Here is a 13,048-nt window from a genome sequence, read left to right as displayed (position 1 = left end):
CTCAGGGAATCTCCCGTTCATAAGGCTGGCCCAGGATCCATCCGCGAATGGCCTGGGCCACTTGGCTTTCCCGCCCGAAATAGCCGTGATGGGAGAGGGGGTCGCAAGGGCCTGAGATCGGTTCCGCGCCTCCGCGAACGGTGATCAGAGCGGTTTTCCCGGCGAGCTTCATGGCCTGGGAGTAGGGGCAAACCGGGCAGCCATCCTCGGCGTGGTGGACGAACAGCATCGGCACCTTCACCCGGTCAAAATGGAAGAGGCTGAGGCCCACGTTGCGCTGGTTGGCCAGAAATACGGAGGAAGAGAGCACCAGGCCATCCACCGCTGCGCCCAGATGTTCCGCTGCATAGGCCGCGGATACCGTGCCTCGGCTGGTGCCCACCAGGTAGAGCTTCGCCCCGGGGAAGCGCGTGCGCAAAACGTTCGCCACGGCCCTCACGTCGGCTGCGTGGTCCTCGCTGGCCCGGAAACCATCGTCCAGGCCCGTGGGCCGGTCCGAAGGGCAGTCCATGAGCAGGACGGCCAAGTCGGGGCTCAGGAAACGGTCCGCGGCGCGGATCAGGAAATTGCCCTCCGGTTTGAACACCGCTTCCAGGGATTTCCGGCCCAACCCGATGATGCCGCTGCCGCCGGGGAACATGATCGCCACCGCCTTGGGGGTCGGGCCCTCGGAGATCAGCAGGCAGGGCTGAGACACCCCCTGCCGGGAAGGCACCTGCAGCAACTCCCGCTGGATGGGCCGGGCGGGGGGCTGCGCGAAGGTAAGCAGCGTCAGGGCCGGGAGAAGGAAGACGGGCAGGCTGAGCATCAGAGGGAGCTCCCGGAAGGGCCAGGCGGCAGCACCAAGGGTAGACTCAGGCCATGGGCAAGGAAACTTCCGACTCCTATGGACGGCTGGACTACCGGGGGCTCATCGCCTGGCCGGAGCGCCTGCAGCGCGAGGCGCCCCTGCTTCAGCGCGTGCTGGGAAGTGCGCCCTCGAAGCGCATCCTCGACCTGGGCTGCGGCAGCGGCGAGCACAGCCGCTTCCCGCAGTCGCTGGGCTTCGAGGTCACCGGCGTGGATGCCTCGGCCAGCCAGGTGCAGGCGGCCCGGGAGGCCGATCCCGCGGGCCACTACGTCGAAGCGGGACTCGTGGAGTTGGAGGGTGTGGTGGAACCTGGCCAAGGCGGCGCCCTCTGCCTGGGGAACACCCTGCCGCACCTCTGCGAAGAGGCCGAAGTCCGCGCCTTCTTCTCGGGGCTGGCCCGCTGTCTGCTGCCCGGTGCGCCTTTCCTGCTTCAGCTGTTGAACTACGACCGCATCCTCGATCGGGGTGAAAGGACGTTCCCCGTGCTGCTGCGCCCCGGCGCACACGAAGCGGAGGACACGGTCTTCCTGCGTCTCATGACCCACCACGGCCAGGGACGGATCACCTTCACCCCCGCGCGGCTGAGCTACCGCCCCGGAACGGCTGATCCCCTGGCATTGATCGCTGCCGAAACGGTGAATCTGCGCGGTTGGCGCCGCGCCGAACTGGAGGCGCTGGCCGAGGGCACTGGGCTGCAGGTGCGGGAGGCCTTCGGCTCCATGACCGGTGAGGCCTGGAGTCCCATGGCGTCCGACCTGGTACTGTGGATGGAACGGAGGTCGCCATCATGAGGCAACGCGCGCTTCTCCCCGCGCTGGCGTCCACCTTTGCGCTCCTCCTTGCCTGCGGAGGGGGGAAGGGCTCGGGTCCTTCCGCCGGTGGCGGCGGAACGGTTCCGGCCTATCCGCCCACGGTCCCGCTCAGTGGCCCTCCTGCCGGTAACCCGGATGGGAAGGCCCTGGTGCCCCCGGAAGGCCTGGTGGCCGATGTGTCGCACCCCGACCATGTGATCGGCACGGGCACCCCGGAGAGCTGCACGGCCGAGGCCTTCATCGCCGCGGTGGCGCAGGGCGGGAAGATCACCTTCAACGGCGGGGCGAAGCCGTTCACCCTCACCCTCAGCCGCCCGGCGAAAGTCTTCAACGACAAGCCCGACGTGGTGATCGATGGGGGCGGTCTGGTGACGCTCAGCGGCGGCGGCACCACGCGCATCCTCTACATGAACACCTGCGATCAGAACCAGGTGTGGACCACGAGCCACTGCGACAACCAGGAACACCCGCAGCTTACGGTGCAGAACCTCACCTTCGTGGATGGCAACGCCTCGAATGAAAGCAATGCGGGTGAGGGCGGAGGGGGCGGGGCCATCTACGCCAGCGGGGGGCGCTTCAAGGTCATCAACTGCCGCTTCTTCAACAATGTGTGCGCCAGTCTTGGGCCCGATGTGGGCGGCGGTGCCCTCCGAGTCTTCCAGCAGTACCAGGGGCTTCCCGTCTACGTGGTGCACAGCACCTTCGGCGGGGCCGATGGCTATGGCAATCGCGGCGCCAATGGCGGCGCCCTCAGCAGCATCGGCGTGTCCTGGTCCATCTACAACAGCCTGTTCTCCTACAACCGCGCCCTGGGCAATGGCGGCAACCCCGCCACCGCAGGCACGCCCGGCGGCGGCAGCGGCGGTGCCATCTACAACGACGGCAACACCATGACGCTGGCGCTCTATGGCAGCCTCATCGAGCAGAACCAGGTGAACGCCTTCGGCTCCGCCATCTTCTTCGTGAGCAACAATGGCACAGGCCGGGTGCACCTCGAGGATTCCGTGCTCCGCAAGAACATCGGCGGCTCCTGGTACGCCAAGCCCGGCCTGTCCATGGATGCCAGTTCCAAGCTGGAAATCGTCAATTCGACGCTGCAGTAGCGCGCCGCCTCAAGGAAGGTTGAGTTCTTTGCGGAGAACGAGGGCGCAGGCGCCCTGGATGACGATGTCGGAGCCGATGGAGGAGAAGCAGACCTGGGTCTCCATGGCCTGTTCGGGGAGGATGCGGGCGCGGATTTCGGCGCGCATGGCCTCAAGGAGGGGTTCACCAAAGAGGCTGGGCATGCCGGAGAGGACGATTTTATGGACGTTGAGCACCCCGGCGAGGCTTGCAGCCACGACGCCCAGATGGGCGCCCAGATTCCTCACCAGGGCCCGTGCCTGGGGATCGCCGCCGTCATTGAATGCGCGCAGGAGGTCGAGGGTGGCCTCGCGGGAAGCCAGGGCCCGGCCCAGGGGCGTCTCTGGTGTGTGCAGGGCCGTTTCGCGGAGGAACGCCAGCACGGAAGGGGTGCTGGCCACGGTTTCCAGGCAGCCCAGGTTCCCACAGGTGCAGGGGGCGCCCCCCCGAACGACGCAGAGGTGCCCCACCTCACCGGCGCTGAAGCCATCGCCGGTGTGGAGATTGCCGTTCAGGACGATGCCTGAGCCGATGCCCTCGCCCACCTTGATGAGCACCAGGCTGGGGGTGCGCCCGTGGCCGCCGTAGGCGCATTCCGCCAGGGCAGCCACGTGGCTGTCGTTGGCGATGTGGATGGGCACGTTGTAGCGCCCGGCGAGGTTCTCGCGCAGATCCAGGTTGGCCCAGCCCAGGTTCACGGCCTGGCGGATGATGCCCTTCTCCGTGTCCACGGGACCGGGGGTGCCGATGCCGATGCCGAGGATGGGTGCGGAGGTTTGGGCCCAGAGCCCTTCGATGAGGCGATGGGCCAGTTGCAAGGCGGCCTCGCCTTTGCGCTCGCCCACGGGCAGGGCGTGGCGCAGGAGGACATCGCCCTTGAGATTGACCAGGGCGCCTTGGAACTCGTCGCCGCTGAGATCGACACAGATGAGCTGGCGGGCGTGAGCGTCGAAATCGACGTAGATGGCGGGTTTTCCGATGGTGGAGGGGGCGATGCCGGTCTCTTTGACCAGGCCGGTTCCGATCAGCTCGGTGACGATTTCGGAGACGGTGGTGCGGGTGAGGCTGGTGGTGCGGGCGATGTCGGCGCGGCTGATCTGATCGTCGTGGTAGATGGTCTTCAACACGAGGGTCGTGTTGTGTTCCTTGGTGGCTTGGTGCGTGGCTTTTTTCATGGGCATCCGGGAACGTGCCACTGGGGCTTCGCAGGGGGGGCGAGGCAGAGGCCAGCAGGGCCCTCGAACCAGAGCGGGCCCTTCCAGTCGAGCAAGAGCCGGTCTTCACGTCGAGCCCAAATCCTCGCGAAGAACCTTCTCGCAGGCCATTCTCTGCGCCAGATTGCCAGATCGTTCAGAAGGCCGAGCGGGTTCAGGGCACGGGAAAGCCCCGGGCCGCCTCCAGCAGCTGGAACCACTGCTGGCGATCCAGGTTGAGATCCCGGGCCCGGGCCATGACGCGAATGCGCTCCAATTTTCCCGAACCGAGCACAGGCTGGATGCCTGCCGGATGGTGCAGCAGCCAGGCGAGGGCCAGCTGTTCGGGGGTGGCATCCAGTTCGCGCCCCACCTGAGCCAGGGCTTGGCCCAGGGCGCTTTCCACAGGTTCCCGGCTCAACCGTCCGCCCCCCAGGGGGGACCAGGCCTGGGGCCGGACGCGCAGCCGCTGGGCCTGGTCGAGGGTTCCGTCGAAGAGCGAATCCGTGCGCAGCAGGGATACCTCCACCTGATTGGTGGCCAGGGGCTGCTCCAGGCGGCTTTGCAGCAGTTCGAACTGGTGGGGCAGGAAATTGGAGACGCCGAAGGCCGCCACCTTGCCCGCACGGTGGAGGTCACCGAAGGCCCGGGCGACCTCATCGGCATCCATCAGGGGGTCTGGGCGATGGATGAGCAGCAGGTCCAGCTGCTCAAGACCCATGGCCGCCAGGGACTGCTCCACCGAAGCCACGATGTGGGCGTGGCTGGTGTTGTAGTGCTGCACGCGGTGGTGTGGGCGCGCGGGTTTGACGAGGGCGATGCCGCACTTGGAGATCACCCGGATGCGGGCTTTCAGGGAAGGGGCCGCCTTCAGCGCTTCGCCGAACAGGGCCTCGCACTGGTAGCCATGGTAGATGTCGGCGAGATCGAAGGTGTCGATGCCCAGGTCGAGGCAGCCCTCCACCAGGCGGGCCAGCTCGGTGGAACTGAGGCCCCACGCGCCGATGCGCCAGAGGCCCTGGATGAGTGAGGTGTCGTGGCCGTTCATGGGGGCCCTTTCGCATGGGAGGAATGACGCGAGCCAGAGCCACCATCCTGGCGGCTTCCAGGGAACAAAAAAAGGGCCCGATGGCTCGGGCCCTTTTCCAATGCATGGCTTCCTAGAAGTGGAAGCGGACGCCCACCTGGATCCAGGAGGGATTGATGCCACGGCTGCCCGTGAGGGCCTCCTTGTTCTTGAACTGGCCGTCGGTGCCCATCTCGGTGAGCTGGTACATCGCGGTGACGGCGGCGGAGGGGCTGAAGTTGTACTCCACGCCGGCCCGGAAGCCCAGCTTGACGCCCTTGCTGCCGGCATTGGAGGCATCCGAGGACACCGTCCAGTTGTTGGCGCTGAGGCCCACGAAGGCGCCCAGCTTGCTGTTGGGCTTCGTGAGGAAGACGTCGCCAGCGACCTGGATGTCGGCCAGGCGGGACTTGGTGGCCGGGTCGATGTCGGCGAGGAACTTCAGGTAGCCCAGGCTGACGCGGTAGGGCAGGTCGGCGCTATCCATCTTGCCCGTGTAGGCGAGATCGAGGCCCAGGCCCCAGGTCTGGTTCTGGTAGTCGCCCAGGTAGGCCGCTCCAACGGAGCCGCCCTGTTCCTGCGCGAAGGCCGAGGTCCCCGCGAGCAGTGCCAGGGCCAGGAATGTGGATGAGATCAGTCGATTCATGGGTTAACCTCTCGATCTTAGAAACGCAGGCCAAGGCTGGCGGTGACGGAGCGGGGCTGGGTCCACATGCGGTTGTCGGTCCAGTTGGGATTGCCCATGTCCGCACCGGCACTCGCGATGCCAGCGGCGCTGCCACTGACGTTCTGGACGTACTGGCCCTGACGGATGGTGTTGAAGAAGTTGTTGACCATGACATCGCCGAAAAGGTTCACGCGCCAGAGAGAGAGTGGCACCTTGAAGGCCATGCGGAAGTCGACGCGGTAGATGTCGTTCTGCTCGAAGGGCCGACGTCCGCCCATGTAGCTGGCGTATTGGCGGCCATCGCCCTGGGTGTAGGCCACGCCGTGGGAATCGGCGCCGAGGTTGGTCATGCCCAGGGAGACCTGGTTTGACACGCCCCAGGGGGTGCCGAGGATGCCGCTGCCCATCCAGGAGAAGCTGATCTCTCCGCCCTTGCCGAAGGGAATGGTGGCGGTGGTGTAGAGGCGGATGCGGTGAGTGGCATCGTTGCCGAGGCGGCCGTAGGGGGCGAAGGAGGACTCAGGCACGCCGTGGGCCAGGAGCCAGCGACGGTCCAGGAAATACTGGCTGGGGGTGTTGTCGCGCAGGGCCGACTTGGAGGCGATGTCATCACCACCCTCATCGTTGCCCGTGAGGCGGCTGTAGGTCCAGCTGCCGCCCCAGGACCAGATGCCCTTGGTCTTGACGTTGAACTCGGTTTCCAGCGCGTTGTACTCGCGCTTCAGGTCGTCGCTGTTGAAGTAGTGGCGAACCTGACCGTAGAGGGGAGGCAGGCCGGACCCGGTGGGATCCGTCAGGAGGACCTGCTGATCCACGGCGTAGTCTTCGGAAATGGCCCACTGGCGCTTCCATTCGCGCCGCACGTAGGTGAAGCGAACGTTGGAGCCGTCGGTGAAGGCGTGGTTGTAGCCCAGGGACACTTCGTCGATGACGGGCGGCTTGATGCTGCCGTCCAGCACGTTCTGGGTGGAGTTGTCGGCGAACTTGTAGATGGCCTTGTAGTTCCGTGGGTCCACCAGGGTGGCGTAATCCACGAAGCGGACGCCATACATGTCGACGCCGGCCACGGGATCGCCCGCCACGCCGGGGGTGGGGAGGGCCACCGTGCCGCCGTTGGTGTGGGTCATGCCGTAGTAGGCGGCCTTGGACTGGGCGTTGGCGGCGAAGGCCGACGCGAAGGACTGGGAGAAGTCGCCGGTGTACTGGGCGGCCGTGAAGGTGATGAGCTGGCGGCTGTCGCCGTGGATGTCGTAACGCACCTGCAGGCGGGGGCTGATGTCCGTGGTCTTGGCCAGGTCCTTGCCAGTGGCGTCGGACAGCTTCTGGCTGTCGAAGCGGAGGCCCAGCATCACGTTCCAGTGGGCGTTCAGCGTCCACATGTCATTGGCGTAGACACTCTGGTTGTCGCTGATGACGTGGGCGTTCTTGGGCCCGAGGTACTGGACCATGGTGGGAGCGAGGCCCGCATCCCAGGGGAAGTAGCCGTCCCACTTGGACTGGAAGTTGCCGAGCCCGGTGAACTTGATGACCGGGAAGAGGAAGTTGCCAGCGGCGTTGGAGAACTGGCCGCCGATGTTGAACTGGCGGTTGTTGGCTCCGATCTGGGTGAGGTTCAGATAAGAGTCGGTCATGTAGTCGCTCTTGAAACCATCCAGACCGAAGTCGAACTGGTGGTCATCCGCCAGCCACTTCAGGTTCACGTTGTAGGTGGTGGACTTACTCTTCACCGTGCCGGGGCCGCTCCACACGCCGAAGGGCATGCCGTGGCGCCAGTTGGGGTAGGGGCCGCCATTCACCACATCCTGGTGGCCTGAGCCGTAGGCGTAGATGGCCTCCTGGCCGCCGCCGTACTTCTCGTCGCCCTTGGGCCGGTCCACGTTGCGGCCATTGGTGGCGTACATCGCTTCGAGGTACAGGGTCGAGCTGAGGGACCCGCGGTAGTTCACGGCGTAGTTGTAGCGGTCGGTCTTGAGGGTGCCCAGAGCGGCGATACGGGTGGTGTGCCACACGTCGTCATTGGCATCGGTGTTCGTCTTCTCTTCGCTGGCGTTCATGAAGGCGAATTCGACGATGTGATCCTGGTTGATGGCGCCGGAGAGCTTGGCTTCCAGGTAGCTGCTCTTGGTGTTCTGGTTGAAGGGCGTGTTGCCATCGCCGCGGTTGTAGGTGTAGCCGGCGGGAACGCCAGCGCCCACCGCCGGGTTGGGATCGGTGAAGTGCCCGCCGTTGAAGGCGCCCGTCACGTGGTCGATGTTCGCGTTGCCCGTGGCGAAGGGAGCCCAGGTGGGGCGCTGCCAGCCGGCGGGGCCGAACCAGCCGAACTGGTTCTGCACCGAGGAGGAAGGCGTGAGAATCGTGGCCAGGCTGAACCAGAGGCGGTCCTTGATGATGGGGCCGCCCAGGGTGACCTGGTAATCGGTGTTGAGATGATCGGCGCGGTTGGCGGCGTTGCCAGCTTCATCGTTGGGGCCGAGGGCGCGCCAGGAATCACGGCTGAAGGTCGCGCGCACAGATCCGCGGAAGTCATTGCTGCCGCTCTTGGTGACCACGTTCACCTGACCGCCCATGTTGCGGCCGTAGCGGGCGTGCAGGGGGGAGAGCACCACCTGGATGTCTTCGATGTTGTCTTCGACCACCCAGCGCTCTTTGCCGTCCTCGCCCATTTCGCCGCTGTAGTCGTTCTTCACGTCAGCGCCATTCACGCGGTACTGGACGCCCTGCACCGTGCTGCCGCGCATGCTGACGCGGCCGGAGGGGGTTTCGGTGACGACACCGGGGGTGAGGGAGAGGGCGCCCTTGAAGGCGCGGTCGCCGCCGGCGCCCGTGGGGATGGCTTCCAGCTGCGCGGCATTGAAGTTGACGGAGGTCTTGGTGTCGCTCTTGTCGACGCCCACGGAGGAGCTGACGACTTCGACGACCGCGCTGGCTTCCGAGATCTTCTTCAGGGAGAGATCCTGGCGGAGGGCGCTGCCGAGGCCCACGCGGACATCATCGGCGCCGGACGAGACGTACCCGTCGGCGGTGGCCGTCAGGCGGTAGACGCCGGCGGGAAGCAGGAAGGCCCGCCACTCGCCCTTGGCGTCGGTGACGACCACGCGGGGGGCGAAGAGGGCGGGGGAGGCCAAGGTGATCTTGGCGTTGGCCAGGGGTGCGCCGGCGTGGTCTTTGACCACGCCCACGATGGAACCCGTGGAGGACTGGGCCAGCAGCACGGGGCCGACCGCCAGGCTCAGGGCAAGGGAAGAAAACCGGGTCAAGTTTCGCATGATGTAAGGGCTCCTAGGACCTGGTTAGAAACGGAAGACGTAGGCAGCTTCGAAGTGGGGCAGCATCCTTCCGCGCTCCACGATCTGGTCCTTGGAGTTGGCGGGGGTGGAACCGGCCACATGCTGGTAGTCCAGGGCGGTGAAGGACTGCAGCAGCACGCCGAATTCCACCGCGCTCGAAGGGCTCAGGTTGTAGGTCATGCCCGCGAAGGGGCTGGGGGCCAGGGCGTTCTTGGCCGACACGGTGTAATAGGCCGCGCCTTGGCTGGTGGTGCCCACCAGCCAGCCGGTCTGTCCGATCACCTGGTGGGTGAACTTGGAGCCGCCCAGCTGGATGCCGGCGCGCCAGCTCCAGTCGGCATCGAGGGCGCCTTCGTAGCCCAGGCGCAGGGTGAGGCCATCCACCTTGTTCTTGCGCGATTCCACGGAATTGGAGGGATCCAGCGTGAAGCCGGCCTCGTGGGGAATGGTGGTGGGGTCCACCCGGTACTCGTTGCCGGGCTTGATCATGTAGCCCAGTTCGGTGGTGAAGCGGCCAGAGCCGAGGCCGAAACCGGCCTCAAGGCCGAAGCCCATCAGGTGCTGGGCGAGGCCATCCTTGGCCGAGGCGACCTGGTAGCCGGCACGGAGCTTGAACGCGGTGGAAATGCCGTTGTCCGGAGCCTGGGCCATCAGGCCTACGGAGCTGGCGGCTCCCAGGACCAGGAACCATCGGCTCATATGAGCGAATGCCTTCATGAATTCCTCCTTGCGACGGGCGCTTAGGCCCAAAAGGGAAAGGATAAAAATGGATCGGTTCGGGCAGGACCCTAGGGGTTCGAGCTCCGAGGGGGGGGACATGGGAGGGCGCGGCCCTCCTGCGTCGGGGTGCAGCGAAAAGCGCGTGCGGTCAGACCCAAGGGCGCTGGACCGGGGGTTAGCTTCATGGTTTCTCCTTTGTGGGGGGAGGCTGGGCCTCCGGAAAGGGAGGGGGGGAAAACGCTCATGGAAGGTTGAGTTCTTTGCGGAGAACGAGGGCGCAGGCGCCCTGGATGACGATGTCGGAGCCGATGGAGGAGAAGCAGACCTGGGTCTCCATGGCCTGTTCGGGGAGGATGCGGGCGCGGATTTCGGCGCGCATGGCCTCCAGCAGAGGTTCGCCAAAGAGGCTGGGCATGCCGGAGAGGATGATCTTGTGGACGTTGAGCACGCCGGCGAGGCTGGCGGCCACGACACCCAGGTGGGTGCCCAGGTCGCGCACCAGGCCACGGGCCTGCGAATCACCGCCGTCGGAGCCCTCCCGAAGCAGGTCGAGGGAAAGCCCCCGGGAGGCCTGGGCCCGGCCCAAGGGCGCAGCGGGGTCGCGCTGGGCCTGCTCCTTGAGGAGCTGAAGCACGGAAGGGGTGCTGGCCACGGTTTCGAGGCAGCCGAGGTTGCCGCAGCGGCAGGGGCGCCCCTCGCACACGACGCAGAGATGTCCCACCTCACCGGCACTGAAGCCATCGCCGGTGTGGAGGTTGCCGTTCAGGACGATGCCCGAGCCGATGCCCTCGCCCACCTTGATGAGCACCAGGCTGGGGGTGCGCCCGTGGCCGCCGTAGGCGCATTCCGCCAGGGCAGCCACGTGGCTGTCGTTGGCGATGTGGATGGGCACGTTGTAGCGCCCGCCTAGGCTTTCGCGCAGATCCAGGTTCGTCCAGCCGAGGTTCACGGCCTGGCGGATGATGCCCTTTTCCGTATCCACAGGGCCGGGCGTTCCGATGCCGATGCCGAGGACGGGGACCGTTGCCTCGGCCCACAGCCCTTCGACCAGGCGGTGGGCCAGTTGCAAGGCGGCCTCGCCTTTGCGGCCCTCCACGGGCAGGGCATGGCGGAGAAGCACATCGCCCTTGAGATTGACCAGGGCGCCTTGGAACTCGTCGCCGCTGAGATCGACACAGATGAGCTGGCGGGCGTGAGCGTCGAAATCGACGTAGATGGCGGGTTTTCCGATGGTGGAGGGGGCGATGCCGGTCTCTTTGACCAGGCCGGTTCCGATCAGCTCGGTGACGATTTCGGAGACGGTGGTGCGGGTGAGGCTGGTGGTGCGGGCGATGTCGGCGCGGCTGATCTGATCGTCGTGGTAGATGGTCTTCAACACGAGGGTCGTGTTGTGTTCCTTGGTGGCTTGGTGCGTGGCTTTTTTCATGGGCCTCAGGGCGCCGAAGATTTTTCACTGCTTTGTTAGTGCATTGAACTTATTAATCGGGTAACTTTGAAGTGAAAACCATCTTATAGGCAGGGTGAGGCAAGTCAAAGAAAAAAGGTGGAAGATGAAAAATTTCCGGAACTTTTGGCTAATTGCTTTCAAGCAAAAGTTAATAAAGGGTTTATTTTTTATTGTTCCAACCGCTTTTTTGATCGCATCGAACCTGGAAGCCCAGGAAATTCTTCCGAAACCCCGGGTTCGCACCCCCTTGGCGGGCACTTTCAACCTGGGGGCCCAGACCCGGATTTGCGCTGGAAACCAGACAAAGGGGTTGGCCGAGCAACTGCGGCAGTACCTTCATCCAGCCACCGGGTTGGATCTGGCCCTGGTGCCCAAAGAAGACGTGGGAACCATCGCGCTGGTGCTGGATCCCTCCCGGTCTGCCCTGGGAGATGAAGGCTACCGCCTGGAGGTCAGGCCTGAGCGGGTACGGATCGAGGCCTCAAAACCGGCAGGTCTCTTCTATGGTCTCCAGACCTTTCGGCAGTTGCTTCCGCCCCAGGTGTTCCGCGAAGCCCGGGTGACGGGGGTGGCTTGGCAGGTTCCAGCCCAGATCATTGAGGACAGCCCCCGTTTCGCCTGGCGCGGCAACCATATGGATGTCTCCCGCCACTTCATGCCCAAGGCCTTCATCAAAAAGCACCTGGATCTGATGGCCCTGCATAAGCTCAATGTCTTCCACTGGCATCTGACGGACGACCAGGGCTGGCGCCTCGAAATCAAGAAATACCCCCGCCTGACGGAGGTCGGTGCCTGGCGCAAGGCCACCGTAATCCCCTACGCCAACCGGGACGACCACCAGGTGATTCTCCCCTACGACAATGTGCCGCACGGTGGGTTCTATACCCAGGAGGATGTTCGCGAGATCGTGCAGTACGCCGCGGACCGCTTCATCACCATCGTTCCCGAGATCGAGATGCCCGGCCACAGCAGCGCCGCCGTGGCGGCCTATCCCGACCTGGGCAACTTCCCCGAGCGGAAGGTGGAGGTGGTTGGCAACTTTGGCGTGTTTCCCAGCACCTTCAACGTGAGCGACAAGACTCAGGCCTTTCTCAGGGATGTGTTGGACGAGGTGGTGGCGCTGTTCCCCTCCCACTACATCCATATTGGCGGGGACGAATGCCCCAAGGGTGAGTGGGCTCAGAGCGAGGCGGCCCTGGCGCGGATGAAGGCCCTCGGGCTGCTGGAAGCCAAGGCCACCCTGGAGGACCTTCAGGGTTACCGCAATGAAAAGGGCGAAGCTGCAGACCATCCCGCCCTGCTCAAGCTCCAGAGCTGGTTCATTCGGCAGGTGGTCCTGCATCTGGCCGCCAAGGGACGGGCCATCATCGGCTGGGACGAGATCATGGAAGGCGGCATCGACCGGGAGGCGGCGATCATGGCCTGGAACCGGGGCGACCTGGTGGCCAAGGCCGCGCGGGAAGGCCATGACGTGGTGGCGACCCCCATCGATCAGACCTACTTCGACCACTACCAGAGCAAGGGGCCCGAGCCCTACACCATCGGTGGGTTGCTCACCCTGGAGCAGGTCTACGCCTATGAACCGGTTCCCGCCGGTCTCGACGAGGCCGCCCGGCACCACATCCTTGGCGCCCAGGCCCAGATCTGGACCGAGTACCAGCCCACGCCGCGGCATGTGGAATACATGCTTTGGCCACGTCTGGCCGCGCTCGCGGAGGTACTCTGGTCCCCTCGGGAAGGCCGCAGCCTGGAGGCGTTCCTGCCCCGCCTGCGGGAGGATCTCCGACGCCTGGAGGCGCTGGATGTGACCTTCCGTCCCCTATCCGGTCCCAAGGGCTATGACCTGCATGCCCGACCCATCACCACCCTCCATGCCCAATGAGG

Annotated in this window: 10 protein-coding genes; 3 read left to right on the top strand and 7 right to left on the bottom strand. The window is 65.3% G+C overall.

Features of this window, described 5'->3' with window-relative positions; translation table 11 throughout:
* Position 1: 1 nt before the first annotated feature.
* A complete protein-coding gene (locus Q9293_RS15000; protein ID WP_306247934.1) occupies positions 2–808 on the bottom strand; it encodes an alpha/beta hydrolase in 807 nt (268 codons plus the stop codon).
* 53 nt (positions 809–861) lie between these two features.
* On the opposite strand from Q9293_RS15000, the gene Q9293_RS14995 reads away from it, so the two are divergent.
* Positions 862–1,641 carry a bifunctional 2-polyprenyl-6-hydroxyphenol methylase/3-demethylubiquinol 3-O-methyltransferase UbiG gene (locus Q9293_RS14995; protein ID WP_306247932.1) on the top strand — a complete coding sequence of 260 codons (780 nt, stop codon included), beginning with the start codon at positions 862–864 and terminating at the stop codon, positions 1,639–1,641.
* Positions 1,638–2,765: a hypothetical protein gene (locus tag Q9293_RS14990; RefSeq protein WP_306247930.1), complete on the top strand. Its 1,128-nt coding sequence runs from the start codon at positions 1,638–1,640 to the stop codon at positions 2,763–2,765. Before Q9293_RS14995 ends, Q9293_RS14990 begins: the two co-directional genes overlap by 4 nt.
* 9 nt (positions 2,766–2,774) lie before the next feature.
* Here Q9293_RS14990 and Q9293_RS14985 read toward each other — a convergent pair whose 3' ends face one another.
* The 6 genes from Q9293_RS14985 to Q9293_RS14960 form a co-directional block, all read right to left on the bottom strand.
* Positions 2,775–3,959 carry an ROK family transcriptional regulator gene (locus tag Q9293_RS14985; protein ID WP_306247929.1) on the bottom strand — a complete coding sequence of 395 codons (1,185 nt, stop codon included), beginning with the start codon at positions 3,957–3,959 and terminating at the stop codon, positions 2,775–2,777.
* 193 nt (positions 3,960–4,152) lie between these two features.
* Positions 4,153–5,025 (bottom strand): aldo/keto reductase family oxidoreductase, encoded by an 873-nt coding sequence (locus Q9293_RS14980; RefSeq protein ID WP_306247927.1) that lies wholly within the window; start codon positions 5,023–5,025, stop codon positions 4,153–4,155.
* A gap of 112 nt (positions 5,026–5,137) precedes the next feature.
* Positions 5,138–5,689, bottom strand: coding sequence for a hypothetical protein (locus Q9293_RS14975; RefSeq protein WP_306247925.1), 552 nt, complete (start codon positions 5,687–5,689; stop codon positions 5,138–5,140).
* Between the two features lie 17 nt (positions 5,690–5,706).
* Complete coding sequence (locus Q9293_RS14970) at positions 5,707–8,976, bottom strand: TonB-dependent receptor (protein WP_306247924.1); 3,270 nt, start codon at positions 8,974–8,976, stop codon at positions 5,707–5,709.
* A gap of 24 nt (positions 8,977–9,000) precedes the next feature.
* The gene (locus Q9293_RS14965; RefSeq protein ID WP_306247922.1) at positions 9,001–9,714 is read right to left on the bottom strand and encodes a hypothetical protein; all 714 of its coding nucleotides are present in this window, start codon (positions 9,712–9,714) and stop codon (positions 9,001–9,003) included.
* A gap of 244 nt (positions 9,715–9,958) precedes the next feature.
* Positions 9,959–11,143, bottom strand: a complete 1,185-nt coding sequence (locus Q9293_RS14960; RefSeq protein WP_306247920.1) for an ROK family transcriptional regulator — start codon at positions 11,141–11,143, stop codon at positions 9,959–9,961.
* Between the two features lie 208 nt (positions 11,144–11,351).
* On the opposite strand from Q9293_RS14960, the gene Q9293_RS14955 reads away from it, so the two are divergent.
* A complete protein-coding gene (locus tag Q9293_RS14955; RefSeq protein ID WP_372342165.1) occupies positions 11,352–13,046 on the top strand; it encodes a beta-N-acetylhexosaminidase in 1,695 nt (564 codons plus the stop codon).
* Positions 13,047–13,048: the final 2 nt, after the last annotated feature.

The organism is Geothrix sp. PMB-07 (genome assembly GCF_030758935.1).
Classification (GTDB): Bacteria; Acidobacteriota; Holophagae; order Holophagales; family Holophagaceae; genus Geothrix.
The sequence above is the reverse complement of the archived record's forward strand: the minus strand, read 5'-3'. Positions and strand labels throughout refer to the sequence as shown.

Coding starts and splice junctions, on each gene's coding strand:
- Q9293_RS15000 (WP_306247934.1), bottom strand. CDS start 808: ATGCTCAGCCTGCCCGTCTTCCTTCTCCCGGCCCTGACGCTGCTTACC.
- Q9293_RS14965 (WP_306247922.1), bottom strand. CDS start 9,714: ATGAAGGCATTCGCTCATATGAGCCGATGGTTCCTGGTCCTGGGAGCC.
- Q9293_RS14970 (WP_306247924.1), bottom strand. CDS start 8,976: ATGCGAAACTTGACCCGGTTTTCTTCCCTTGCCCTGAGCCTGGCGGTC.
- Q9293_RS14990 (WP_306247930.1), top strand. CDS start 1,638: ATGAGGCAACGCGCGCTTCTCCCCGCGCTGGCGTCCACCTTTGCGCTC.
- Q9293_RS14975 (WP_306247925.1), bottom strand. CDS start 5,689: ATGAATCGACTGATCTCATCCACATTCCTGGCCCTGGCACTGCTCGCG.
- Q9293_RS14960 (WP_306247920.1), bottom strand. CDS start 11,143: ATGAAAAAAGCCACGCACCAAGCCACCAAGGAACACAACACGACCCTC.
- Q9293_RS14985 (WP_306247929.1), bottom strand. CDS start 3,959: ATGAAAAAAGCCACGCACCAAGCCACCAAGGAACACAACACGACCCTC.
- Q9293_RS14995 (WP_306247932.1), top strand. CDS start 862: ATGGGCAAGGAAACTTCCGACTCCTATGGACGGCTGGACTACCGGGGG.
- Q9293_RS14980 (WP_306247927.1), bottom strand. CDS start 5,025: ATGAACGGCCACGACACCTCACTCATCCAGGGCCTCTGGCGCATCGGC.